Origin of the sequence: Bradyrhizobium sp. 170, assembly GCF_023101085.1 — a bacterium.
In the GTDB taxonomy this organism is placed as follows: domain Bacteria; phylum Pseudomonadota; class Alphaproteobacteria; order Rhizobiales; family Xanthobacteraceae; genus Bradyrhizobium.
Window position 1 is genome coordinate 3345025 of sequence record NZ_CP064703.1, and the last position, 24419, is coordinate 3369443.

Here is a 24419-nt window from a genome sequence, read left to right on the forward strand (position 1 = left end):
AGTGGATGCCGGTTCGCGTGAAGAAAACGCGTCAAAACAAGAATCTAGTACTGACTTATTCGGTCCGAAGCCGGCTCCTCATGCCGGCTTCGTGACCGCCGATGATTGCGAATCAGAAGCGCAAGCTGCCTTCAGGCAGCTTGTTGTTCGGCTGCACGAGGAGCGGGAAACATCCCTAGATCGTAAAATTACGATTGCGGCATGGATCGACCAATCGCCCTGAGTGAAACTGAAGGCGAATGCGTCCAACGAATTTCCGAAATCGGGAAAAACTGGTAATGTACAAAGGCATCGTGAAGGTTGGATGCCGGATCTGATGCCATGTGTTCTGCGTCAATGAAGACGCGCCAGGACTCAAGACGCTTCATCCGATGGCAGGGCGCACCGACGCACCCATCCGCCACGGTCAAGTTGCGCATACGATCCCTCTCACTACCGGCTAGCGTTTCTTTCGTTGTCGCGACGATCGCTACCGACGGCTCGGATGACCGCCGCGTGTCGTTGCTTGATGAACTAGTTGAATCTGACTTCGTGAAGATCAGCCGGTCTCCGGATATCGATCATTTCCGGAGCATCGAAGGCTTGGGCGAGGCAAGCAGCATTCCGCTCGATCATCGGGACTTCGCCGCATCGTTCGCGTCGCTGAAGCTGAAGTCCTGCACGGTCTATCTGCAGCAGACATTTCCGCGCATTCTCCAGATACAGTATTCCACGACCGGGGCGATCGTCGGTCTGATGATGGACGATGCGGGTTCGCTGATCCTGAACGGTATAGAGGCCCGCGTGCCGGCGGTCCTGCTGGTCAAAGGCAGCGCGCAGTGTGAGATCGTGGAGCAGCAGGCCAATCTGGTCGCCCTGGTGAATTTCGATTCCGTCGACGATCGCGGCTGGCCGGGCGAGCTCGACCGCGCTCAGCTGATCGCGACCGAACCCGCCAAGTTCGAAGCGCTTCGGGTAACCTTGCGCGACGTCCTGATGCTCGCGTCGCATTCGCCCGATACACTCGCTCAGCCTGATGTGATCGAGAGTGTTGAGGAATCGATCCTGCAGGCGGTCGATCTGGCGATGGCTGCGGCATCGCCGGCGTCCGAAGGCAAGCGCCTGAGCCTGAGCCACTATCTGGCGCTCGTCCGAAAGTTCGACGAGTTTGTTGCTGCCAACGTCGGCAAGACGCTGTACAGCGCCGACGTGGCCCGACAGCTTGGGGTCTCGGTACGGACGCTGCATAACGCCGTGGTTGCGATTCGCGGCATGAGCGTGCATCGCTACACGCGCCTGCGGCGGCTGTGGAACGTGCGCCAGCAACTGCTGCGGGGCGCGTCGGTGCAATCGATCAAGGCGGTCGCACTCGTGAACGGTTTCTGGCACATGGGCGAGTTCACCTCGCTCTATCGCGAGTTGTTTGGCGAAACGCCGCAGCAGACATTGTCGGCGGCACGTAAGAATACGGACAGTCAGTCGTGATACCGGCGAAGCGAACGGCGATACCGTAGTTCTACGATTTCCCCAGGTATCTCCGCTTAGCCCCTGATTAACCAACGTATGAAACCTTGGCGGCATGAGTGTCGCTCTGTGGCGAAGCCGCCGCAGGAGCCCTTCGTTCGCAACGAACCGGCTCGTCCGATTATCCGGCCCGACGCTTTTCAACCGTGATCCCGCTGCGCGGGAAACAACGGCGTCGCTGCGATTTCACTGACACTACTGCTTTCAAGGACGCCCATCATGTCGAGCATCACCCGCTTCGTTCTGAATCTATCCATCGGCGCCAAGCTCGGCATCGCCTCAGGCCTCGGCGTTCTGCTCGTCGCCACCATGGTGACTGTCCAGATCCGTGCCAACGCTGCGCTGCGCGAAGCGGATATGCGTAAGTCCGCGCAGCAAACGATTGCGCGAGACGCAGTAGACGCGAAAGCGTCGATTCGTGGCATGCAGATTGGCGTCCGCGATCTTCGTCTCGTCAACAATCCGGCAGACCTGCAAAAGGCCAGCGACTATCTCGCGGCCCGACTGAAGTCGGTGAACCATTTTGCAGACGAGATGTTGAGATTGTCCAAGTCCGCCGAAAACCGTGCACGCATCGAGAAGCTGAAGGCGAAGGCGAGCGATTATTCGAAGGGGGCTCAGCAGATCGCGGCTGTTCGCGCCGAAGCGATATCAGCGGCAGGCGGCGGCGCCGACGCCGCAGCGCGGATTACGAAACTGAACGAAGACGCCGGTCGCATCGCCCGCGAGGTCACACTGCCGATCGCCGCCGAACTTGAGCCGCTTGCCAACCAGATCGCCGAGTTCGCCAAGCGCGGCGTGGAAGAGCAGGCCGCCCAGGCCGCCCGGGAGATGGCTACGGCAGAATGGGAATCCATGGCGCTGGGTATCGGCACGATCCTGTTGCTGATCGGAACCAGCATATTCTCCTACTTCTCGATCGCGCGTCCGATGCGCGCGTTGAGCGTGTCGATGGACGAACTCGCCGGCGGCAATTTCGGCGTGGTATTGCCCGGCCTCGGGCGCAGGGACGAACTCGGCGCGGTCGCCGGCGCCGTCGAGAAATTCAAGGTCGTTTCGGAGCAAAAGTCCCGCGACGAGGCGGAAGCCAAGATCAAGCAGGACCAGATCGCAGCCCAGCAGCGCAAGGCCGATATGGTCCGGCTGGCGGATTCCTTCGAGGCCGCTGTCGGCGAGATCGTCGAAACCGTGTCGTCGGCGTCTACCGAACTCGAAGCTTCCGCCGGCACGCTGACGGCGACCGCCGAGCGCGCGCAGGAAGTGACGACCATGGTGGCCGCGGCTTCGGAAGAGGCTTCCACCAACGTGCAGTCGGTTGCTTCGGCGACAGAAGAGCTGACTTCTTCCGTCAACGAGATCAGCCGCCAGGTGCAGGAATCGGCGCGGATGGCCAATGAGGCCGTCGATCAGGCTCGTCACACCAATGACCGCGTCAGCGAATTGTCGAAGGCGGCTGCCCGCATCGGAGACGTGGTCGAACTCATCAACACCATCGCCGGCCAGACCAATCTCCTGGCGCTCAATGCCACCATCGAGGCCGCGCGCGCCGGCGAGGCCGGCCGCGGTTTTGCCGTCGTGGCCTCCGAAGTGAAGGCGCTCGCCGAGCAGACCGCAAAGGCCACCGGCGAGATCGGCCAGCAGATTACCAGTATCCAGGGCGCGACCCAGGAGTCGGTGAACGCGATCCAGGCAATCAGCGGGACCATCGAAAGGCTGTCGGAGATCTCATCGACGATAGCGGCGGCGGTGGAGGAGCAGGGCGCGGCGACGCAGGAGATCTCCCGCAACGTGCAGCAGGCCGCCCAGGGCACCCAGCAGGTCTCCGCCAACATCACCGACGTGCAGCGCGGCGCCAGCGAAACCGGCTCCGCCTCCGCACAGGTGCTTTCGGCGGCGCAGTCGCTGTCGAGCGACTCCAACCGCCTCAAGCTGGAGGTCGGCAAGTTTTTGGATACGGTGCGGGCGGCGTGAGCGCCGGTCGAGGCGAGGAAGAAGAAGCAGAATTCTCTTCCCCTCTCCCACAAGGAGAGAAGGGAAGGCGCTACCCCACTCGCCACTCCAGTACGTCATCGTCCACCGTAACGATATCGCCGACCGATCCCACCGGCGTCTGATCCAGGTTCAGCAAATGCTTCAGCGTTGCCGAGTCATTGGCAGGGATGCGGGCGAGCGCCCGCGCGTCGCCCTCGGTGCGCAGCATCACCACGCCGTGCTCGACCTCGCCCTTGGCCTTGTAGATCACGGTAAAACTCTCGACCTTGCCCTTGCCTGAAGCTTCGGTGACGAAGTCCGGCACCTTGCGGCGGTTGCGGTCGGCTTCGGCCTGCACGCTGGTTTCCTGCGCGAGCGCCTGCTTCGGCGTCTCGCGCGACAGCACCAGCCCGTGATGCTTGGTGACAAAGCCGCCCTGGCCGTAGAGCAGGCCGAGCTTGCCGCGTTCACGCAAGGCTCGTACCATCGCGACCGCTGCATGCGTCATATAGGTGTTGAGCGGCGCGCCGAAGAAGGTGAGGCCGCCGGTTACGGTCGGCTGCACGTCGGGGCCGAGGCCAAGCGTCCGCCGCGCCATCTTGGGCACGCAGGGAAAGCAGCTATACAACTCGATGGCGTCGAATTTTTTGCCGTCGCCCTCCGCGAGATCCATCACGGCCTTCAGAACTGCGTTCTGCGGGTGGCTTTCAAAGAACTGGTCGCGAACAAGATAGTCGCGCGGCTCTTCCGCCGACGCGCCGCCGATCGGATAGATCAGGCGATCTTCGGGCACGCCGGCCGCGCGGGCTTTTGCGAGCGACGTCAGCAGCACCGCGCCACCCATGTTCACGGTCGGATTGGCTACCATCAGCTTTGTATAGGGCCAGGCGATCAGCCGGTTCTCAGGTGTCGGCGTGGTGATTTCCTCGGGCGCAAAACGCTTCTTCAGCCACGAATTCGGATTCTCGGACGCGACCTCCGAATAGGTCGACCACAGCGCGCCGGATTCCGCCAGCGCCTCGCGCGGGGTCTGTCCCCAATGCGCTGACGTGGCGGATTCATACAGCGGATAGACGGTGATCGGGCGGAACACACCGAGCTTCACCGCCATCGGTTTCTGGAACGCTGCGCCGCGCTTCGGCTCCTCGACGTCATGGGCGAATGGCGTCCACGGCAGCGAGATGCCGCCGCGTTCGGCCTTGGTTGCGGTCGATTGCGCTTCTGCCCCGCAGACGGCGGCCACGCTGCATTCGCCGCGCGCGATGCGCTTTGCCGCTTCATGGATGTAGCGGATCGGGCTCTCGCCGCCGACAGGGCCGTAATAGCAATGCGCCGGATCGGCACCGAGCCGCGCCGCAAGCTGCTTCTCGGGATCGCGGTAGCGCCAGCTCAGGAAATTGACGACGTCGAGCGAGCCGAGTTCGCCGAGCAGTTTTGCCCCACTGTCAGCCTCCGCACGCCGCACGGCTTGTTCGAGCAGCGCCAGCGGCTCGAGGCCGGCGGCGATGTCCTTGGGCCGGTCGACGATCTCGCCGACGCCGACAATGACGGGAATGCGGTCTTCGGGGAGGGGGGTGTTCGACATTTTTTCTTGTTCTCTTCTGAAAATTCAGACTCGTAGGGTGGGCAAAGGCGCGCCAGCGCCGTGCCCACCATCTAACGTCTTGCTCGAAAATGGTGGGCACGCTTCGCTTTGCCCACCCTACGAGATTCTCGCAGTCACTCCTCCATCAACGCATTCATATGCTCCACCGCATCGGCAAAATCCTCCTTGAATTCCTGCACCACCGCGCCGGCGGACTTGACGCTGTCGATCAGGCCGACACCCTGGCCGACAAAATACGTCACGAGGTCGCGCGCCTGCGCATTGCCGGCGGCGGCGGCGCGGTCGATCGAGTTGAAGGCATCGCGGCTGATGATGCTCTGCAGCGGCATCGGCAGTGCGCCGGGGCTGTCCGGCCCGCGGTCCCATGCGTCGGTCCACACCGAACGCAATTGCCGCGCCGGCTTTCCGGTGCGGCCCCTGGAGCGCACCGCGTCGCGCGAGGACGCCGCGATCATCTTTTCGCGGAAGATTTCGGTCGTCTCGGATTCCACCGTCGCGAGCCACACCGAGCCGGTCCAGGCGCCGGCGGCGCCCATCGCCATGCACGCCGCCATCTGCCGCCCGGTCATGATGCCGCCCGCGGCCAGCACCGGCACGTCGCGGATCGGCTTGATCGCCTTGATCACCTCGGGCACCAGCACCATGGTCGAGACCTCGCCGCAATGGCCGCCGGCCTCGGTGCCTTGCACCACCAGAATGTCGACGCCGGCTGCGACCTGTCGCAGCGCATGTTCCTTGGCGCCAACCAGCGCGGCGACCGGGACATTGTGCTTCTTGCCCATGTCGATCATCGCCTTCGGCGGCACGCCGAGCGCGTTCGCAATCAGCTTGATTGGATGGCGGAACGAAACATCGAGCACCTCAAGCGCGCGCTGCGCGTCGAACGGCTGCGGCTGGTTGTCGGCGACATTGGTCGTCGTCAGTTCGACGCCGTGTTTCTTCAGGAGGTTGCGGGTGAAGTCGCGATGCTGCGGCGAGATCCGCGCTTCCAGGCTTTTCCAGGTGACGTCCTTTTCGCCCGCGGTCGAGATGTTTTCCGGGATCAGCACGTCGAGCCCGTAGGGCTTGCCGTCGGTGTGATCGTCGATCCATTTCAGTTCCTGCTCGATCGTCTCCGGCGAGTGCGCAGTCGCGCCCAGCACGCCAAAGCCGCCGGCGCGACTGACGGCCGCGACCACGTCGCGGCAATGGCTGAAGGCGAGCAGCGGAAACTCGATACCCAGCATGTCGCAGATCGGCGATTTCATGGCGGTGTCACTCCCTGTGGCGGCCGCGGGCCAGCCGCTCATTGTTGGTTTTGATTGCGGTGTTGAACGCTAGCCCATCGGGGGTAGGCGTGCCAAGCGGGGCGGCCGTCCCGAGGAGCACGCATTCCACCTCGCAAAATATGCAAGGCGATGCCGCGGATTTGCGTCTTGCGCTTTGGCGCTACGGAAGGAATGCTGCTTGCCAAATCAAAGAGAATATCAGGGAGCCCGTATTCATGTCCGCAATGCCATCTGCCGCCGCCAAATCCGCTGAGACCTACGATGTCATCGTGGTCGGCGCGGGCTTCGCCGGTATGTACATGCTGCACCGGTTGCGCGGGCAGGGGATGACGGCGCGGGTCTATGAGCAGGGCTCGGGCGCCGGCGGCACCTGGTACTGGAACCGCTATCCCGGCGCGCGCTGCGACGTCGAGAGCATGCAATATTCCTATTCGTTCTCGGAAGAGCTGCAGCAGGAATGGGACTGGAGCGAGCGCTACGCGCCGCAGCCGGAGATTTTGAAGTACGCCAACCACGTCGCCGATCGATTTAACCTGCGCCCTGACATCCAGTTCAACACCCGCGTCGACAGCTCCGCCTTCGACGAAGCGACCGGCGTGTGGTCGGTCTCGACATCCGACGGCAATACAGCGACGGCTAAATTCGTCGTGCTCGCCACCGGCTGTCTGTCGAACGCGCGGATGCCCGACATCAAGGGTCTCGATAAGTTCAAGGGCAAGGTCTACCACACCGGCCACTGGCCGCACGAAGAAGTCGATTTCACCGGCCTGCGCGTCGGCGTCATCGGCACGGGATCTTCGGCGATCCAGTCGGTGCCGGTCATTGCCGAACAGGCGAGCCAGCTCACGGTGTTCCAGCGCACCGCAAACTTCTCCATTCCCGCCCGCAACGCCGCGCTCAGCGAGCAGGAGCGGCAAAAATTCCGCGACAATTATCCCGAGATCAGGCGCTTTGCGCGCGAGGTGGCGAAGAACGGCATCTATACCGAGATGCCCGATCGCGGCGCGCTCGATGACGGCGACAACGAGCGTCGCTCGAAATACGAGGCACGCTGGAATCGCGGCGGGCTCACCTTCATGTCGGTCTACAACAACCTCGGGCTGGATCAGGCGGCCAACGACACCGCCGCCAACTTCGTCCGCGAGAAGATCGCCGAGATCGTCAGCGATCCCGGCACCGCAAAACTGCTGCAGCCGAACAATCATCCGATCGGTTCAAAACGCATCTGCATCGATACCGACTACTTCGCGACCTTCAACCGTCCCAACGTGACGCTGGTTGACATCAAGTCTAATCCGATCGAAGAGATCACGGAGAATGCCGTACGCGTGGCCGGCAAAGACTACGAAGTCGGCGCGCTGGTGCTGGCGACCGGCTTCGACGCCATGACGGGCTCTGTCGCCAAGATCGATATTCGCGGCCGCAACGGCCAGACGCTGAACCAGAAATGGTCGGCGGGCCCGCGCACCTATCTCGGCCTGATGAGCGCAGGTTTTCCCAACCTCTTCGTCATCACCGGTCCGGGCAGCCCCTCGGTGCTGTCGAACATGATCGTCTCGATCGAGCAGCATGTCGACTGGATCACCGACTGCATGGCCCGTATGCGCGACCGCGGCCTCGACACCATGGAAGCGGCTGTCGATGCCGAAGACAAATGGGTCGCCCATGTCAACGAGGTCGCCTACACCACGCTCTATCCGCAGGCCAATTCCTGGTACATGGGCGCCAACGTCCCCGGCAAGCCGCGCATCTTCATGCCCTATATCGGCGGCGTCGGTCCCTACCGGCAAATCTGCAACGACGTCGCGGCCAAGGGGTATGAGGGGTTTGTGATGGAGAAGGCGGAGCAGCCACGGAAGGTAGCGGCGTCGTAATCCGCTTCCGTAGGGTGGGCAAAGCGAAGCGTGCCCACCATATCGAACGCGATCATTCGAATGGTGGGCACGGCGCAAGTGCGCCTTTGCCCACCCTACATGTCTCGCAGCCGCCGGGTCAAAACTTCAACAAACCGATCGACATCAGCTTCGTCATTATAGACGTGCGGCGACACACGCATCCGTCCCAAACGTGGTGCGACATAGACGCCTTCGCTTGCCAGTCCCTCGACCAATCCCGCCGGCATTCCGCCCTTGAAGGCGAGGCTCAATATATGCGGCGCCCGCAGACGAGGTTCGGGAACGTGGACGCCGATGTCGCGCACACCCGCCGCGATCCGCTCCGTCAGCATCGCGAGACGTTGCACAATGGCCGGTGAGCCCCAGTCAGCCATCATCTCCATGCCGATCGAGGCCATCTCCATCGAGATGAAATGATCGCGCTCGCCCATGTCGAAGCGCCGCGCATCGGGAACGTAACTGACATCTGTGAAATAGACCGCGTTCTCGGCGCGCACATTGCGGCGGCCGGACGCGGTCTGCTCGAGCGGGACACCGCCTTGATGGCGTTTTGCAACATAGAGAAAGGCGCGGCCGTAAGGGCCGAGCAGCCATTTGTAGGTCGGGAAAATCAAGAAATCCGGGTCGAGACGCTTCACGTCCGTCGCCAGCACGCCGGCGCCTTGCGTCGCGTCGATCAGGAAAGCCGCACCCCGCTGTCTCAGTGCCGCGCCGACCTTGTCGAGATCGATCGATCCGCCGTCCGACCAGTGCACCGATGAGATCGAGGCCAGGCTGAGCGGCTGGGCGCGGGATCGCTCGATGCTTTCGAGAACCGCCGATGTCCAGTCGCCGTCGTCCGGTTGGCGAACCGTCTCGACGGTGAACCCTTCCGCCTCGGCCCGCGTCCGCCATTCGAGCACCGGCGAGGAATGATCGTTCTCCAGCACGATCACGCGTGTGCCGCGGGCGATCGGCAGCATCTTCGCGGCGGTCGCAACGCCGTAACTGATCGAGGGAATCAGCGCGACATCGGAGGCTTCGGCATTGATAAGGCGAGCGGCAGCAAGGCGCGCGCGTTCATGCTGCTGGTTGGCGAAGGAGGCCTCGAGCGTCCACGGCGTGCCCTTGCGGAGAACCGCGGCGCGGCCAGCCTCCAGCGTTCGAAGCGGCAGTGGGCTGTAAGAGGCGGCATTCAGGTAGCAAATCTGGCGCGGTATCTCGAACAGGGCGCGCTGTGATGGGAGCATTTGGACGGTCTCTTTTGTAGCGACACATCCATTATGGCCGATCTCGACTACGCCAGCTACAGGAGCATTGCTCCGAGTACACCTGCCACTCCATGCGGTCTCGGCAGGGGTCGCAGCATGGCGCATTCCTCCCCTGATTTTTGCGCGCTTTGTGTCTGGTTGCAGTGCTGATACGAAGCCTTACATGGATTGCGCCGGCCGCCGCGCGACTGATCACGTAACCGCGAGACGACCGCAGAAGCCTGGAGCCAACCCGAATGACCGATGCCCCCGTCACCGATCCCACCGCTTACGAGCCTCCAAAGGTCTGGACCTGGAACAAGGAGAGCGGCGGCCGCTTCGCCAGCATCAATCGCCCGGTCGCAGGCCCGACGCATGAGGCCGAGTTGCCGGTCGGCCGCCATCCGTTCCAGCTCTATTCGCTGGCGACGCCGAACGGCGTCAAGGTTACGGTGATGTTCGAGGAGCTGCTGGCCGCCGGTCACAGCGGCGCCGAATACGATGCGTGGCTGATCAGGATCGACGGCAACCAGTTCGGCAGCGGCTTTGTCGCTGTTAATCCGAACTCGAAAATTCCGGCGCTGATGGACCGCAGCGGGCCAACACCGATCCGGCTGTTCGAGTCCGGCGCGATCCTGATGCATCTTGCCGAAAAGTTCGGGGCGTTTCTGCCGGCCGGCGGCGAGGCGCGGGCCGAATGCCTGTCGTGGCTGTTCTGGCAGATGGGCAGCGCGCCGTTTCTCGGCGGCGGCTTTGGACATTTCTACGCCTACGCGCCGACCAAGATCGAATACGCCATCGACCGCTACGCCATGGAGGTGAAGCGCCAGCTCGACGTGCTCGACCGCCGCCTCGCCGACAACGAATATCTCGCAGGCAGTGAGTACACGATCGCCGACATGGCCACCTGGCCGTGGTACGGCGCGCTGGCAAAGGGCCTGGTCTACGGCGCCGGCGAGTTCCTGTCGGTGCACGAATACAAAAACGTGCAGCGCTGGACCGACGCGATTGCAAAGCGCCCCGCGGTGAAGCGCGGGCGCATGGTCAACCGTATCTCGGGCGATCCGGCGAGCCAGTTGCACGAGCGGCATGAAGCCAGCGATTTCGACACAAAAACGCAGGACAAGATCGGCGAGCCCGCCAAGACGTGAGGTGCGGGGCAGGGGAAAACCGTCATGAGCTTTTTCGAAAAGGGCGCCGTTCGTATCCATTATGAGGAAGCCGGCTCCGGCTTCCCGCTGCTGCTGATCGCCGGCGGCGGATTGAATTCGAACATCTCAGGTATCACCGGCGACTATCCACCCTTCAACGCCATCAAGGAGTTCGGCGACGAGTACCGCTGCATCACCTTCGACCTGCGCAATGCCCCGCCCGGCCAGTCCTCAGGTCCGCTCGAGATCGATCGCCCCTGGGATTCCCACACCGACGACCAGCTCGCGCTGATGGATCATCTCGGCATCGAAAAATTCATGGTGCTGGGTTTTTGCATCGGCGGTCCCCTGATCTGGAATCTCTTGAAGCGCGCACCGGATCGCATCGTCGCCGGCGTGCTGGCGATGCCTTCGGGTTCGCGCCCCGAGATGCGCGACTGGTTCTACGACAACAACATGAAGGGCTGGGCGCCGGAACTGACAAAACGCCGGCCCGACATCACGATGGAGATGGCCAAAAAATTCCTGACGCGGATGTACCGCACCAACCCGGATTTCGTCTTCACGGTCACGCGTGATTTCGTGCGTCAATGCCAGACGCCGGTCTTGATCCTGCCCGACGACATCCCGGCGCACCCTTACGCGGTCGCCATGGAAAGCGCGATGCTGGCGCCGAACGCGGAAGTGAGTTTGTTTCCGTGGAAGGAGCCGAAGGAGCGTGTGCCGCTCGCGGTGCGCCAGATCCGCTCTTTCCTGCGCGCGCACCGGCCGGTGGCGAGTTAACCGCGACTGCGTAGGGTGGGCAAAGCGAAGCGTGCCCACCATCTAACGACGTTCACGGATGGAGATGGTGGGCACGGCGCAAGTGCGCCTTTGCCCACCCTACGAAACTGGCTAGCCCGTCTTCGCCCCCTCGGCCGGCGGAAACACCACGCGGTCGTCGGTGCGGCAATAGCGATCCGCGAACATGCGGCCGATCGGGTGATAGCGCTCCATGTGCACGCGCATCGCGGCGTGGTCCCACAATTCGTCGCGGATGTGGAAATGGATGCCTTCGCCCATGATCAGCAGCCGGTCGCCGTTGACGTCGATTTCCTTCCAGATCCTGCATTCCATCGCAAACGGTGCATCCGCCAGCCGCGGCACGGCGATTTTGGTCGAGGGCGCCAGTTTGAGATTGAGGTAATCCGGCTCGCCGATCTCGGGCGGAAAGTCGCCGCTGCTCTCGTGCATCGCGAGCGCCAGCGCCTCGTCGGTCATGTTGACCACGAATTCGTTCGTTGCGCGGATGTTGATCACCGTGTCCTTGACGCGGCCGTCGGGACGCAGATTGGCGGCGAACATGCAGAGCGGCGGATCCTCGCAGAACACATTGAAGAAACTGAACGGCGCCGCGTTGACCACGCCGGCAGGCCCGATCGACGTCACCCACGCGATCGGCCGCGGCAGCACGAACGACGTCAGCACCTTGTAGCGCTCGCGGGGTTTGAGATCGCTGGGGTCGTATTGCATGCAAGAGGGCTCCGCGTAGGGTGGGCAAAGCGCAGCGTGCCCACCATTCAGCGCCGGTGCAAGGTGTGGTGGGCACGGCGCTTGCGCGCCTTTGCCCACCCTACGGCAGTGCAGCCTACGGCATGCTTAGCTCATGCCTTCCGACCACCATCCAGTGCACTTCATCGGGACCGTCGGCGAAGCGCAGATGGCGCACATCCTGGTACATTTCGCCGAGCGAGCTCCATTGCGAAATGCCGGTGGCGCCGTGCATCTGGATTGCCTGGTCGATGATCTTGCAGGTGCGCTCCGGCACCATGGCCTTCACCATGCTGACCCAAATCCGCGCTTCCTTGTTGCCGAGCACGTCCATCGCCTTGGCCGCCTTCAGCACCATCAGCCGCATCGCCTCGATCTCGCAGCGCGCCTGGGCAATGATCTGCAGGTTGCCGCCGAGATGGGCGATCTTCTTGCCGAAGGCTTCGCGGGTCAGGCCGCGCGACACCATCAGGTCGAGCGCCTTTTCGGCCTTTCCGATCGTGCGCATGCAGTGATGGATGCGGCCCGGTCCGAGCCGGACCTGCGAGATTTCAAAGCCGCGGCCTTCGCCAAGCAGCATGTTTTCCTTCGGCACCCGGCAATTGTTGAAGCGCAAATGCATATGGCCGCGCGGCGCGTGGTCATGGCCGAACACGTGCATCGGGCCCAAAATCTCGACGCCGGGGGTGTCGATCGGCACCAGGATCTGCGACTGCTGCTTGCTCGGCGGCGCGTCGGGATTGGTCTTCACCATCACGATCATGATCTTGCAGCGCGGATCGCCGGCGCCGGAGATGTAGTATTTCTCGCCGTTGATCACCCATTCGTCGCCGACCAGTTTTGCCGTGGTCGAGATGTTCTTGGCGTCCGACGAGGCGACGTTCGGTTCGGTCATCGCGTAGGCCGAACGGATTTCGCCGGCGAGCAGCGGCTTCAGCCACTTCTCCTTCTGCGCCTTGGTGCCGACGCGCTCAAGCACCTCCATGTTGCCGGTGTCGGGCGCCGAGCAGTTCATGGTTTCCGAGGCCAGCGGATTCTTCGCGAGCTCCACCGCGATATAGGCGTAATCGAGGTTCTTCAGGCCCTGGCCGGTCTCGTCGTCAGGCAGGAAGAAGTTCCACAGCCCCTCTTCCTTGGCCTTGTCCTTGGCCTTCTGCAGCACCGCGAGCTGCTCCGGCGTAAAGCTCCAGCGGTCCTTCTTGGCCTCGCCAAGCCGCACGAACTCGACCGACATCGGATCGACGGTTTCGCGAATGAACTTCTTAACGTGCTCGTACAGCGGACGGACCTCGTCCGACATGCGCAGATCGTTGAGTTCTTCGCCCGGATTGAGGTTGTAGGTCGTCGTTCGCGGGATATAGGCGTGTTTCATGGATTATTTCCTCCCAATTGCGCAAGAACGTTGATCTTGCGGGCGCGCACTCGGCTCGTTGGCCGGCAATGTAGACGGCGGGGAGGGGCTTGCACAAGCGCGGGCGAATGGGCGCGATTTTCCGCCGCGTGGTAAGTGCGTAGGATGGGTGGAGCGAAGCGATACCCCTCGATCCTCTCTCGCGCGACGTGATGGGTTTCGCTGCGCTCTACCCATCCTACAATTCATTTGCGCCGGGCCTTCTGCTCGAAGACGCCGAGCACGGCGAGCGTCATCGCGGTGATGCCGGTTTCGATGGTCGGCTTCGGCACCGGCGCGAACAGCGGCGAATGATTGGACGGGATTGGCGGGCCAGTGCCATTGCGTGCTGCGTCGATACGTTCCTGGTCATAGACGCCGATGTTGAACATCATCGACGGCACACCTGCGCCGGCGAATTCGGAGAAATCCTCGCTGGCGGTCCCCGGCGGCGAAACCCTGAACTTGTCGCCGAGTGCCGCCTTCAATACATCGGCGACGGCCGCGACCACATCGGGATCGTTCATGACGGGCTTGGCGCCCTCGGCGATCCGGATATCGGGCGCAGGTGCGCCTGACATGGCGGCAGCGGCCTTTGCCGTTCGTTCGATCCCGGCATGCAGTTTGGCGCGAACCTCGGGCTTGAAGGAGCGAATGGTGCCGGAGAGTTGCACGGAGTCGGGAATGATGTTTCCAGCGGTGCCTCCGTGAATGGCGCCGATGGTCACGACGCCGAATTCAGTTGGATCCTTTTCGCGGCTGATCACGCCTTGTACGTCGACGATGAACCGCGCCGCAATCGCGACGGGATCGACGGTCGTGTGCGGCGCCGAACCGTGACCGCCGCGGCCATGGAATGTCACCTCGAGACCGTCGGCGGCGGACGAGCCAACCCCGGTACGATAGAAGACCGTGCCATGAGGGAATGGGCCGTCATGCAGGGCAAGCGCGATGTCGGGCTTGGGAAAGCGCGTGAACAGGCCATGCGCAATCATGGCACGGGCGCCGGCCACAATCTCCTCCGCCGGCTGGGCGATGAACATCAGCGTGCCGCGCCATTGGTCCTTCAGGCCCAGCAGCGTCTTCGCCGTTCCGACCCAGCTCGCCATGTGGATGTCGTGGCCGCAGCTATGGGCGACGAATACCTCCCGCCCGTTCCAGGTGGTCTTGTCGCGGCTCGCATAATCGAGGCCGGTCTTCTCTTCCATCGGCAGCCCGTCGAGTTCGGTGCGCACCATGATGGTGGGCCCGTCGCCGTTCTTGTAGATGGCAACCAGCCCGGTCTTGCCGACATTCTCGGTGACCTCGAAGCCGAGCGCGCGCATCTCGGCTGCGAGCCTGGCTGCGGTCTTCACTTCCTGAAAGGCCAGCTCCGGATGGGCGTGGAGTTCTTTGTAGAGCGCGTCGAGCTTTGGGTAATCGCTTGCGATCGACGTCTCGATCGCTTTCTTGAGATTGATAACATCGAGCTCTGCGTGGGCCGGCAGCAGGCTGGCTGCAAACAATGCGGCTGATACCGCCAGGGATCTGGCACATGGATTCATGACGCGGCTCCCTTTGATTGTGTCGCAGTATGTAGGATGGGTAGAGCGAAGCGAAACCCATCATTACAGCCACTGGTCGCGGCTGATGGGTATCGCTTCGCTCCACCCATCCTACGAACTACGTCGGCATCCGATGCATCGCGCAGATCTTGTTGCCGTCGAGATCGCGCAAATAGGCGAGGTACATTTTGCCCGCAGAGCCTTCGCGAATGCCCGGCGGATTCTCGCAGGTCTTGCCGCCATTGGCGAGGCCCGCCGCGTGCCATGCATCGGCCTGCTCGGGAGATTCTGCCGCAAAGCCGATGGTGCCGCCATTCGCCGGCGTCGCCGCCTGGCCGTTGATCGGCTTCGACACCGAGAACACACCGGTCTTGGTGAAGTAGAAAATACGGTGGCCATCGACCTTGGCCGGCCGCACCCCGAGCGTGCCGAGCAACGCGTCGTAGAACGCCTTGGCCTTTTCGAGGTCGTTGGTGCCGATCATTACGTGCGAAAACATTTCTTCAATTCCTCCCCAGTTTTTCTGACGAACAGCCGCAATTGCTGCTGCGCTTTCGCAAGGAACAACCCCGCGTGCTGCCCGTTGCCGGCCAATGTAGACGGCGCCCTCGGCGTTGCACAAGCAGGCGGGCTACCGGCGGGAGGTCCGGGAGCCCCCGTTGGCGGCAGATTACAGTTCGGTAATCCCGTCCGAGAGGGTGGTTTCCACCGGCAAACGCGGCGCCTCGACGCACCCGGGCATCTTGAAGCGCGGCTGGGGGAATTCTTACCTCTGGGATGCCAGTCCCGGCGTCCAGCCGCAGGCGGCAAGGAGACGACAATGAGCTATCTGAAGACTGCCATTCTTCTGGCCGGTCTCACCGGCCTCTTCATGGGTGTCGGCTATCTGATCGGCGGCGCCGGCGGTGCCCTGATCGCGCTCGTGGTCGCGGCTGCGACCAACCTGTTCGCCTACTGGAATTCGGACCGCATGGTGCTGTCGATGTACGGCGCCCATGAGGTCGACCGGAACAGCGCGCCCGACCTCTTCAATCTCGTGGCCGAGCTGGCCGGCCGCGCCGGCCTGCCGATGCCGCGCGTGTTCGTGATGGACGAGGCGCAGCCGAATGCATTTGCTACCGGCCGCAATCCGCAGAACGCCGCGGTCGCCGTGACCACGGGCCTGATGCAGTCGCTAAGCCGCGAGGAGCTCGCCGGCGTCATCGCGCACGAGCTTGCGCATATCAAGAACCACGACACGCTGCTGATGACCATCACCGCGACGATCGCCGGTGCGATTTCGATGGTTGCGCAGTTCGGCATGTTCTTCGGCGGCAACCGCGACAACAATCACGGACCCGGCATCATCGGCTCGATCGCGATGATGATCCTGGCCCCGCTCGGCGCCATGCTGGTGCAGATGGCGATCAGCCGTACCCGCGAATACGCCGCCGACGATCTCGGCGCGCGCATCTGCGGCCAGCCGATGTGGCTGGCGTCGGCGCTGTCCAAGATCGCGAATGCCGCGCATGTGGTGCCGAACCCGGAAGCCGAGCGCAATCCGGCGACCGCGCACATGTTCATCATCAACCCGCTATCGGGTCACGGCATGGACAATCTGTTCACGACGCACCCGTCCACGGAGAACCGCATCGCCGCGCTGCAGCAGCTCGCGGCGGAGATGGGCGCGAGCGGCGGAACACTTTCCGTCAACACCCGCGGCAGCTATCCGCGCCGCGGCCCGTGGGGCCGGACTTCCGCCTCACGCGGACCGTGGGGATAAAGAATAAGCCCGTCGTCATTCCGGGCCGTGCGCAAGCTCGGCCCGGAATTCATTACACCTGACGTCATTGCGAGCACAGCGAAGCAATCCACGTCTCCACTTGCGGCGCACTTGATGCCCTGCCTTCGCGAGGCACGACGACCTTCTGCGTGATGACGTTCTGCGTCCAACCACGAACCGTCAAAACGCCGTGTACCCGCCATCGATCACAAAACAATCCGCCGTATGATACGACGACGCCTTGCTCATGATGTACACGGCGATGCCGCCAAAATCCGTAGGCTCGCCGAAGCGGCGCACCGGGATGCGCGGCATCACGTTGGCGACGAATTTGTCGTTGCCCATGAGGCCGACGGTCATGTCGCTCTTGATCCAGCCAGGCAAGATCGCGTTCGCGGTGACACCGTGGCGCGCCAGTTCGACCGCAAGCGCGCGGCACAGCGCGTTCAGCGCCGCTTTGGTGCCGGCGTAATGCTCGTTGCGGGCGGTGCCGAACAGCGACGCGAGGCTCGAGGTTGCAACCAGCCGGCCGAACTTGTCGCCGGCCTCGGCGCGTTCGGTCATGTGGCGGGCGGCAACCTGAAACACGTGGAAGACGCCGTCGAGATTGGTCGCAAACATGCGTCGCCATTCCTCCTCGGTGCGGTCGATGAAGGCCCGCCGTCCGCCGCCGCCGATGCCGGCATTCGCAAAACAGCCGTCGACCCGGCCGAACGTATCGAGGGTTGCCTGCATCGCGGCCTTGACAGAAGCGGGATCGGAGACGTCGCAGATTTGGGTATGCACCTTGCCGGGACCGGCCGACATGGTTGCCGCCGCACTCCTGTTCTTCTCGGCGTTGCGTCCCCAGATCGAGACGTTGCAGCCTTGCGCGTTCAACGCCTGCGCGATGCCAAGGCCGATGCCGCCATTGCCACCAGTGATGACCGCCGTGCGGCCGGTGAGGTCAAAGATGCTCATTGGGTGTTTCCATTTTGTTTGGGGCTAGCTAGAGCATGATCCGGAAAAGTGGGTACCGGTTTTCCCTCGCGACAAACCCGGAACGGGTTTGCGCGGAGATCATGCTCAAACAATAACAGGTTTGCGCCCGGTGGCGGGCAGATGTTCTGTTGCAAGCATGGACAAGCGCGTCCGGAAAATCAAATATGGGCGAGACATCATCCGATCTTCCGCGCAGCGAAATAGCGCGTAAACACAAGTCATGAGGAAGCAATGCAGTTCAAGCACGTCACGCTCGATTTCGATGGCCCGGTCGCCATTCTCAAGCTCGACCATCAGGAGGTCATGAACGCGGTCTCGATGGACATGCTGGGCGGTCTCGGCGAGGCGCTCGATGCGATCGAGGACAAGCGGGATGAGGTGCGCTGCCTCGTGCTGACCGGTGCCGGACGCGCATTCTGCACCGGCGCCAATTTGCAGGGCCGCAACAACCAGAAGGCCGGCAAGAGCAATGCCGGGCAATCGCTGGAAATCGGCTTTCATCCGTTCCTGCGGCGGCTGCGCCGGCTGCATTGCCCGATCGTGTCGGCGGTCAATGGCCCCGCCGCCGGCGCCGGGATGAGCTTTGCATTGATGGGCGACATGATCGTGTGCGCGCGCTCATCCTATTTCCTGCAGGCGTTCCGCCGCATCGGCCTGGTGCCGGATTGCGGCTCGACCTGGCTGTTGCCGCGCATGATCGGCAAGGCGCGCTCGGTCGAATTGTCCTTGATGGGCGAGCGGCTGCCGGCGGAGAAGGCGCTGGAATGGGGCCTCGTCAACCGCGTCTATGACGATGCTGTCTTGATGGAAGAGGCGATGAAGCTCGCGCATGACCTCGCCAACGGACCGACGATCGCGCTGTCCTTGATCCGAAAGCTCTATTGGGACAGCCCGGAAAATTCCTTTGAGGAACAGCTCAATCTCGAATTCGAATCGCAACGCATCGCGGGCGCGGCGGAAGATTTCAAGGAAGGCGTCACCGCGTTCCTCGAAAAGCGCCCCGCCAAGTTCAGGGGCAAATGATCGAGCAGCAACTCGGACGCTGCGTCGCCTCCTGGTATGAGGGCGCGACCGGCGTTACCGGGGCCGCCAAGCTTTCCGGCGGCGCCAGCCAGGAAACCTGGACGTTCGACATCGTGCATGCGGACGGCAATGTCGGCGCGATCCTGCGCCGGGCGCCGCCGGGCTATGGCGCGTCGCCAGGACGGGCCGCCGGGCTCGATGCCGAGGCGACGCTGATGCAGCTCGCGCACGACGCCGGCCTGCCATCGCCGCGGGTGATGCATGTGCTGAAGCCGGAGGACGAACTCGGCACCGGCTTCATCATGCAGCGTATCGAGGGCGAGACCATCGCGCGCAAGATTCTTCGCGATGAGCAATTTGCAAAAGCGCGGCCGATTCTCGCGCGGCAGCTTGGCCGCGTGATCGCCGGCATTCACGGCCTGCCGGCTTTGAGGCTGCCAAAACTGCGCGAGATGAGCGCGACAAAGGAAATCGCCGATCTCGAACGAGAATACCGCAGTTTCAACTGGCCGCGTCCGGTGTTCGAATTGGCGCTGCGCTGGCTGCGCGAGCACGATCCCGGGCCGTCGAAAGAGGTGACGCTGGTGCACGGTGATTTCCGCCACGGCAACCTCATCATCGGGCCTGATGGCGTGCGCGCGGTGCTGGATTGGGAGCTGGCGCATTTGGGCGATCCGATGGAAGATCTCGGGTGGATCTGCGTCAACTCCTGGCGGTTCGGGGAGATCGACAAGCCGGTCGGCGGCTTCGGCTCCCGCGAAGATTTGTTCGCCGGCTATGAAGAAGCCGGCCGCAAGGTCGACCCCGACCGCGTGATGTTCTGGGAGGTGATGGGCACGCTGCGCTGGGGCATCATGTGCTGCGGCATGATGCAGCGCTTCCGCTCCGGGCCGGATCATTCGATGGAGCGTGCGATGATCGGGCGGCGCTCGTCGGAGACCGAAATCGATTTGCTGAGATTGCTTGCTCCGAGAGGAGGGTAAGATGCAGGACGAACCGACACCCACCGAACTGATCAAGGCGGTCGCGGAGTTCCTCCGCAACGAGATCGCGCCCGTCATCACGGGCCACAACGCCTTCAAGCTTCGCGTCGGCATCAATGCGCTGGATCTTGTCACGCGACAATTGGCGTTGGAGCAGGGGAACGATGCCGCGGAGTCCGCGCGGCTGAAGCAGTTGCTCGGCTCGGATGGTTCGTTGATCGAATTGAATCGCGCGCTGTCGGACAAGATTGCAGAAGGCGAGGTCGATCTGCAGACGCCGGGATTGGCCGAGCATCTCTGGCAGACCACGATGGACAAGCTCGCCGTCGACCAGCCGAATTATGCGTCGTACAAAAGGGAGCTGGGGGGATCGTAGGATGGGTAGAGCGCAGCGAAACCCATCAAGAGCATCGACGCCGTCGGCGATGGGTTTCGCTTCGCTCTACCCATCCTACAAGGGATCCTTATTTCCCCAACCATTTCGGCGGGCGCTTCTCCGCAAACGCCTTTGGTCCCTCGATGTAATCCTGCGAGGCCGCCATCGCCTTCACCGCCGGGTACTCCCGCTGCTCGGCGATCGCCTGTTCCAGCGATCCGTCGAGCCCGCGCTGGATCGCCTGCTTCGACGCGCGGATCGACATCGGCGAATTCTTGCAGATCGTCTCCGCCCATCGCTCGGCCGCCGCCAGCGCTTCGCCGGCGGGAACCACCTCATTCACAAAACCCAGTTCAAGACCCTCCTTGGCCGAGACGTGGCGCGCGGTGAGGATCATGCCCATGGCGCGCTTCAGCCCGATCTGCCGCGGCAGCCGGTGCACGCCGCCGGCGAGGGCTGCGAGGCCGACGCGGGGCTCGGGCAGCGCGAAGGTCGCATTCTCCGCGGCGATGATGAGGTCGCAGGCCAGCGCGATCTCGAAACCGCCGCCCATCGCCACGCCGTTGACAGCGGCGATGATCGGCTTGTCGCAGTCGAACCGCGAGGTGAGGCCGGCGAAGCCGCCCTTGTCCCAGCCGCGCTTGCCGCCTGCGGCCTGCCATTTCAGATCATTGCCGGCGCAGAACGCCTTGTCGCCGGCGCCGGTGACGATCGCGACCCATTGCGCAGGGTCGGCGGAGAAATCGTCGAACACCTTGTTGAGTTCGAAATGCGCGTCGATATGCAACGCGTTGTACACTTCGGGCCGCGACAGCGTGATGATCGTGATCGGTCCCTTGCGCGTTACCTTGGAGAATTTCAGGTCCATGTTTGCTCCCGTTTCGATTTTCTGCGGCGAAGAATATTGGCCACGATCATAGCGCCGGCGCGGCGTTCGATACCATCCAATTACGCAAGGCGCCTGCGCGTGCCAAGCTCGATTCCGTTGCTTGACTTGGACCGGGTCTTCCAACCTAAATCGGTCCGAGCAGGAGCGCTCGCGTAGCGCCTGAACGCAAATCAAAACAAACGACATTTCCGGGAGAGACCGCCTTGGATTTCAACCTGCCTGCCGACCTCACGGCCTATCTCGACGAGCTCGACCGCTTCATCGCGCGCGAGATCAAGCCGCTGGAGGAAGCCGACGACAACATCCGCTTCTTCGATCACCGCCGCGAATGGGCGCGCACCGATTTCGAAAACGGCGGCCTGCCGCGTCACGAATGGGAAGCGCTGCTCCGCAAGGCCAAGAATCGTGCCGACGCCGCCGGCCATTTGCGCTTCGCGATCCCGAAGCGCTACGGCGGCAAGGATGGTTCCAACCTCTGGATGGCCGTGATCCGCGAGCACTTTGCGTCAAAGGGCCTCGGCCTGCACAATGATTTGCAGAACGAACATTCGATCGTCGGCAATTTGCCCATCGTTACCATGCTCGACCGCTACGGCACCGACGATCAGAAGGCGATGATCGACGGCTCGATCACGGGAAAATATCGTATCACGTTCGGCCTCACCGAGCCCGAGCACGGCTCGGATGCGACCCATATGGAAACCAGGGCGGTGCAGGCGACCCGCGACAACGTCAAGGGCTGGATCATCAACGGCCAGAAGATGTGGACGACGGGCATGCATGTCGCCACCCATTGCGCGCTGTTCGCCCGCACCTCAGGTAATGACGGCGATGCGCGTGGCATCACCTGTTTGCTGGTGCCGGCCAAGAGCGAAGGCGTGAAAGTCGAGGAGTATATGTGGACCTTCAACATGCCGACGGACCATCCGCGCGTCAGCTTCACGGATGTGTTTGTCCCTGAGGATGCGCTGTTCGGCGAAATCGGCCGCGGCCTGTCGCTGGCGCAATGTTTTGTGCACGAGAACCGGATTCGCCAGGCGGCGAGTTCGCTGGGCGCGGCCGTCTACTGCATTAACGAGAGCGTCAAATATGCGCGCGAGCGAAAACCGTTCGGCAAGGCGCTGGCCGAGAACCAGGCGATCCAGTGGCCGCTGGTGGAACTGGCGACGCAGGCCGAGATGCTCAGGCTGTTGATCCGCAAGACCGCATGGGAGATGGACCAGCTCACGCAAGCGCAGGTCGAGCACACGCTATCCGACCGGGTGTCGATGTGTAATTTTTGGGCCAACCGCCTGTGCTGCGAGGCCGCCGACCGCGCCATGCAGGTGCACGGCGGCATGGGCTATTCGCGCCACAAGCCGTTCGAACACATCTACCGTCACCACCGCCGCTACCGCATCACCGAGGGGAGCGAGGAAATCCAGAAGCGCAAGGTCGCGGGATTCCTGTTCGGGTATATGGGGGCGGGGAAGCATTAGCGATTTCGGAATCGTAGGGTGGGAAAAGGCGCACTTGCGCCGTGCCCACCATCTATCCCGATCACAACAGCGGCTGGTGGGCACGCTTCGCTTTGCCCACCCTACGAAGCGAGATCAATTCACCTGCCGGTCCTTGCCCGCCCAATACGGATCACGCAAATTCCGCCGCAGAATCTTTCCCGACGGATTGCGCGGCAGCGCCTGCAGAAAGTCGACCGACTTCGGCGCCTTGAATCCCGCGATGCGCTCACGGGTGAAATTGATGATGTCGGTGGCGGTCGCCTGCTTGCCGGGCTTCATCACAACGATCGCCTTGACCGCTTCGCCCCACTTGTCGTCGGGGATGCCGATCACGGCGGCTTCGGCCACATCAGGGTGATCGCAGATCGCGCTTTCGACTTCGGCCGGGTAAATGTTTTCGCCGCCGGAGATGATCATGTCCTTGATGCGGTCGTGGATATAGAGGTAGCCGTCCTCGTCCATGTAGCCGGCATCGCCGGTGCGCAGCCAACCGTCGCTGCCGAGCGTCCTGGCGGTTGCCTCGGGCAGGTTCCAGTAGCCGGCCATGTTGGAGCCGGAGCGGGTGGCAATTTCGCCGACCTGGCGTGGCGGCAATCGCTTGCCATCAGGGTCGAGGATCGCAAGCTCGATGCCGGGCAGCGCCTTGCCGGCGGAGCGCATCCGCTCCAGCCCCTCGACGTGGTCCTCGGGCGGAAGGGCTACGATGGTGCCCGTCGTCTCGGTCATGCCGTACAGCTGCACGAAGCCGCATTTGAAAACCTCGATGCACTCCTTCAAGAGCGCAGCAGGAATCGGCGAGGCGCCGTAGAGCATATATTTCAGGCGGGAGAAATCCACCTGCCGCGCCCGCGGCTGTCGCACCACAAACTGCATCGCGGCCGGCACCATGAACAGTTTTGTAATTCCGGACTGTTCGAAGAAATCCAAAATCCGGGTCGGATCGAACTCGCGCGCGATCACGCCCTTGGCGCCGTGATAGAGGCCCATCACGCCCCAGCCGGAGCCGCCGATATGGAAGATCGGCATCGCCACCAGCGATACGTCGTCGCTGGTCCATTTGTTCCACTCGGGCTTCTCGGCCTCGTCGCCGGCGTTCACCAGATTGAGGAAGTTGGCATGCGACAGCATCGCGCCCTTGGGCTTGCCCGTGGTGCCCGACGTATAGAGCTGGATCGCGATGTCCTTCGGACTGATCGGCACCTTTGGGTCGTCGCCGCTTGCGGCGTCGCGCCAAGCAGCAAAATCCTGCCATTCCGGTGCGCCGCCCTCGGTGGTGATCACGTGGCGCACGTCAGGCAGTTGCGCCCTGATGTTGCGAACCTGGGTGATGAATTCAGGGCCTACGAACAGCACTGGCGCCTTGCAGTCGGTGACGATGAACGCAACCTCTGGGCCCGCGAGGCGCCAGTTGACCGGTGCCATCACCACATTGGCCTTCATCGCGCCCATCAACAATTCGAAATAGAAGTCGCTGTTCTTGCCGATATAGGCGATCCGCTCACCCGGCTTGACGCCGAGCGCAATCAGCGCATTCGCAACGCGGTTGGTGTTGATGTCGAATTCGGCGAAGCTGGTCTGGCGTCCCTCGAACTCATAGGCCGGCGCGTTCCCAAGTGTCCTGGCGCGGTCGCGCACCATGTCGGCAAGGTTCGTCAGTTGCTGCGAAACGGACATGTCTCTCCCGTAGCGTCTTGTTTTCGTTGCGCGGAGTTTGGCGTCATCCGGCAACAAAGACAATACGGGGTGGAGGCCGGGATGCTTCAACATGTCGTCCCCGCGGACGCGGGGACCCATACGCTGCGGCCTATCGGTGAGACGA

20 protein-coding genes are annotated in these 24419 nt (G+C 62.9%); 10 read left to right on the forward strand and 10 right to left on the reverse strand.

All coding sequences use genetic code 11. The features are described 5' to 3' along the window. Window positions 1-336 precede the first annotated feature (336 nt). Window positions 337-1464, forward strand: coding sequence for a helix-turn-helix domain-containing protein (locus tag IVB05_RS15535; RefSeq protein ID WP_247785217.1), 1128 nt, complete (start codon window positions 337-339; stop codon window positions 1462-1464). A gap of 258 nt (window positions 1465-1722) precedes the next feature. After that, entirely contained in the window at window positions 1723-3474 is a 1752-nt protein-coding gene (locus IVB05_RS15540) for a methyl-accepting chemotaxis protein (RefSeq protein WP_247785218.1), read from the forward strand. Between the two features lie 70 nt (window positions 3475-3544). Here the strand turns inward: IVB05_RS15540 and IVB05_RS15545 are convergent, their stop codons facing one another. Continuing rightward, window positions 3545-5059: an acetyl-CoA acetyltransferase gene (locus tag IVB05_RS15545; RefSeq protein ID WP_247785219.1), complete on the reverse strand. Its 1515-nt coding sequence runs from the start codon at window positions 5057-5059 to the stop codon at window positions 3545-3547. 134 nt (window positions 5060-5193) lie between these two features. Then, on the reverse strand, window positions 5194-6327 hold the full coding sequence (locus IVB05_RS15550; protein ID WP_247785220.1) for a nitronate monooxygenase: 1134 nt from the start codon (window positions 6325-6327) through the stop codon (window positions 5194-5196). A 236-nt stretch (window positions 6328-6563) separates the two neighbouring features. Here IVB05_RS15550 and IVB05_RS15555 point away from each other — a divergent pair, with 236 nt between their 5' ends. Beyond that, window positions 6564-8222 carry an NAD(P)/FAD-dependent oxidoreductase gene (locus tag IVB05_RS15555; protein WP_247785221.1) on the forward strand — a complete coding sequence of 553 codons (1659 nt, stop codon included), beginning with the start codon at window positions 6564-6566 and terminating at the stop codon, window positions 8220-8222. 95 nt (window positions 8223-8317) lie between these two features. Here the strand turns inward: IVB05_RS15555 and IVB05_RS15560 are convergent, their stop codons facing one another. Beyond that, on the reverse strand, window positions 8318-9472 hold the full coding sequence (locus IVB05_RS15560) for an aminotransferase class V-fold PLP-dependent enzyme (protein WP_247785222.1): 1155 nt from the start codon (window positions 9470-9472) through the stop codon (window positions 8318-8320). Between the two features lie 257 nt (window positions 9473-9729). Here IVB05_RS15560 and yghU point away from each other — a divergent pair, with 257 nt between their 5' ends. Beyond that, on the forward strand, window positions 9730-10623 hold the full coding sequence (gene yghU / locus IVB05_RS15565; RefSeq protein WP_247785223.1) for a glutathione-dependent disulfide-bond oxidoreductase: 894 nt from the start codon (window positions 9730-9732) through the stop codon (window positions 10621-10623). A 24-nt stretch (window positions 10624-10647) separates the two neighbouring features. Then, window positions 10648-11406 carry an alpha/beta fold hydrolase gene (locus IVB05_RS15570; RefSeq protein WP_247785224.1) on the forward strand — a complete coding sequence of 253 codons (759 nt, stop codon included), beginning with the start codon at window positions 10648-10650 and terminating at the stop codon, window positions 11404-11406. 111 nt (window positions 11407-11517) lie between these two features. On the opposite strand, the gene IVB05_RS15575 is transcribed toward IVB05_RS15570, so the two are convergent. The 4 genes from IVB05_RS15575 to IVB05_RS15590 form a co-directional block, all read right to left on the reverse strand. Then, a complete protein-coding gene (locus tag IVB05_RS15575; protein ID WP_247785225.1) occupies window positions 11518-12135 on the reverse strand; it encodes a flavin reductase family protein in 618 nt (205 codons plus the stop codon). Between the two features lie 115 nt (window positions 12136-12250). Continuing rightward, window positions 12251-13525, reverse strand: a complete 1275-nt coding sequence (locus IVB05_RS15580) for an acyl-CoA dehydrogenase family protein (RefSeq protein WP_247785226.1) — start codon at window positions 13523-13525, stop codon at window positions 12251-12253. A 224-nt stretch (window positions 13526-13749) separates the two neighbouring features. Beyond that, entirely contained in the window at window positions 13750-15087 is a 1338-nt protein-coding gene (locus IVB05_RS15585) for an amidohydrolase (protein ID WP_247785227.1), read from the reverse strand. 118 nt (window positions 15088-15205) lie between these two features. After that, window positions 15206-15586, reverse strand: coding sequence for a VOC family protein (locus tag IVB05_RS15590; RefSeq protein ID WP_247785228.1), 381 nt, complete (start codon window positions 15584-15586; stop codon window positions 15206-15208). Between the two features lie 321 nt (window positions 15587-15907). On the opposite strand from IVB05_RS15590, the gene htpX reads away from it, so the two are divergent. Further along, a complete protein-coding gene (gene htpX / locus IVB05_RS15595) occupies window positions 15908-16849 on the forward strand; it encodes a zinc metalloprotease HtpX (protein ID WP_247785229.1) in 942 nt (313 codons plus the stop codon). Window positions 16850-17029: 180 nt separating this feature from the next. Here htpX and IVB05_RS15600 read toward each other — a convergent pair whose 3' ends face one another. Then, window positions 17030-17809: an SDR family oxidoreductase gene (locus IVB05_RS15600; protein WP_247785230.1), complete on the reverse strand. Its 780-nt coding sequence runs from the start codon at window positions 17807-17809 to the stop codon at window positions 17030-17032. A gap of 252 nt (window positions 17810-18061) precedes the next feature. Between IVB05_RS15600 and IVB05_RS15605 the strand changes: the two genes are divergently transcribed. From IVB05_RS15605 to IVB05_RS15615, 3 genes are read left to right on the forward strand one after another with little or no spacing between them, the layout of a single operon-like run. Continuing rightward, window positions 18062-18853, forward strand: coding sequence for an enoyl-CoA hydratase/isomerase (locus tag IVB05_RS15605; RefSeq protein WP_247785231.1), 792 nt, complete (start codon window positions 18062-18064; stop codon window positions 18851-18853). After that, a complete protein-coding gene (locus tag IVB05_RS15610) occupies window positions 18850-19836 on the forward strand; it encodes a phosphotransferase family protein (protein ID WP_247785232.1) in 987 nt (328 codons plus the stop codon). Before IVB05_RS15605 ends, IVB05_RS15610 begins: the two co-directional genes overlap by 4 nt. Before the next feature lies 1 nt (window position 19837). After that, complete coding sequence (locus IVB05_RS15615; RefSeq protein WP_247785233.1) at window positions 19838-20212, forward strand: DUF6285 domain-containing protein; 375 nt, start codon at window positions 19838-19840, stop codon at window positions 20210-20212. A gap of 88 nt (window positions 20213-20300) precedes the next feature. Here IVB05_RS15615 and IVB05_RS15620 read toward each other — a convergent pair whose 3' ends face one another. Beyond that, complete coding sequence (locus IVB05_RS15620) at window positions 20301-21080, reverse strand: enoyl-CoA hydratase-related protein (protein ID WP_247785234.1); 780 nt, start codon at window positions 21078-21080, stop codon at window positions 20301-20303. Window positions 21081-21304: 224 nt separating this feature from the next. Between IVB05_RS15620 and IVB05_RS15625 the strand changes: the two genes are divergently transcribed. After that, a complete protein-coding gene (locus IVB05_RS15625; protein WP_247785235.1) occupies window positions 21305-22579 on the forward strand; it encodes an acyl-CoA dehydrogenase family protein in 1275 nt (424 codons plus the stop codon). Between the two features lie 114 nt (window positions 22580-22693). Here IVB05_RS15625 and IVB05_RS15630 read toward each other — a convergent pair whose 3' ends face one another. After that, window positions 22694-24274: a fatty acid--CoA ligase gene (locus tag IVB05_RS15630; protein ID WP_247785236.1), complete on the reverse strand. Its 1581-nt coding sequence runs from the start codon at window positions 24272-24274 to the stop codon at window positions 22694-22696. Window positions 24275-24419: the final 145 nt, after the last annotated feature.

Bases quoted from the DNA above. Each gene is read 5' to 3' on its own strand.
- htpX (WP_247785229.1), top strand. From the start codon at position 15,908: ATGAGCTATCTGAAGACTGCCATTCTTCTGGCCGGTCTCACCGGCCTC.
- IVB05_RS15610 (WP_247785232.1), top strand. From the start codon at position 18,850: ATGATCGAGCAGCAACTCGGACGCTGCGTCGCCTCCTGGTATGAGGGC.
- IVB05_RS15605 (WP_247785231.1), top strand. From the start codon at position 18,062: ATGCAGTTCAAGCACGTCACGCTCGATTTCGATGGCCCGGTCGCCATT.
- IVB05_RS15550 (WP_247785220.1), bottom strand. From the start codon at position 6,327: ATGAAATCGCCGATCTGCGACATGCTGGGTATCGAGTTTCCGCTGCTC.
- IVB05_RS15545 (WP_247785219.1), bottom strand. From the start codon at position 5,059: ATGTCGAACACCCCCCTCCCCGAAGACCGCATTCCCGTCATTGTCGGC.
- IVB05_RS15540 (WP_247785218.1), top strand. From the start codon at position 1,723: ATGTCGAGCATCACCCGCTTCGTTCTGAATCTATCCATCGGCGCCAAG.
- IVB05_RS15535 (WP_247785217.1), top strand. From the start codon at position 337: ATGAAGACGCGCCAGGACTCAAGACGCTTCATCCGATGGCAGGGCGCA.
- IVB05_RS15600 (WP_247785230.1), bottom strand. From the start codon at position 17,809: ATGAGCATCTTTGACCTCACCGGCCGCACGGCGGTCATCACTGGTGGC.
- IVB05_RS15575 (WP_247785225.1), bottom strand. From the start codon at position 12,135: ATGCAATACGACCCCAGCGATCTCAAACCCCGCGAGCGCTACAAGGTG.
- IVB05_RS15560 (WP_247785222.1), bottom strand. From the start codon at position 9,472: ATGCTCCCATCACAGCGCGCCCTGTTCGAGATACCGCGCCAGATTTGC.
- IVB05_RS15555 (WP_247785221.1), top strand. From the start codon at position 6,564: ATGTCCGCAATGCCATCTGCCGCCGCCAAATCCGCTGAGACCTACGAT.
- IVB05_RS15630 (WP_247785236.1), bottom strand. From the start codon at position 24,274: ATGTCCGTTTCGCAGCAACTGACGAACCTTGCCGACATGGTGCGCGAC.
- IVB05_RS15570 (WP_247785224.1), top strand. From the start codon at position 10,648: ATGAGCTTTTTCGAAAAGGGCGCCGTTCGTATCCATTATGAGGAAGCC.
- IVB05_RS15580 (WP_247785226.1), bottom strand. From the start codon at position 13,525: ATGAAACACGCCTATATCCCGCGAACGACGACCTACAACCTCAATCCG.
- IVB05_RS15615 (WP_247785233.1), top strand. From the start codon at position 19,838: ATGCAGGACGAACCGACACCCACCGAACTGATCAAGGCGGTCGCGGAG.
- IVB05_RS15620 (WP_247785234.1), bottom strand. From the start codon at position 21,080: ATGGACCTGAAATTCTCCAAGGTAACGCGCAAGGGACCGATCACGATC.
- IVB05_RS15585 (WP_247785227.1), bottom strand. From the start codon at position 15,087: ATGAATCCATGTGCCAGATCCCTGGCGGTATCAGCCGCATTGTTTGCA.
- yghU (WP_247785223.1), top strand. From the start codon at position 9,730: ATGACCGATGCCCCCGTCACCGATCCCACCGCTTACGAGCCTCCAAAG.
- IVB05_RS15590 (WP_247785228.1), bottom strand. From the start codon at position 15,586: ATGTTTTCGCACGTAATGATCGGCACCAACGACCTCGAAAAGGCCAAG.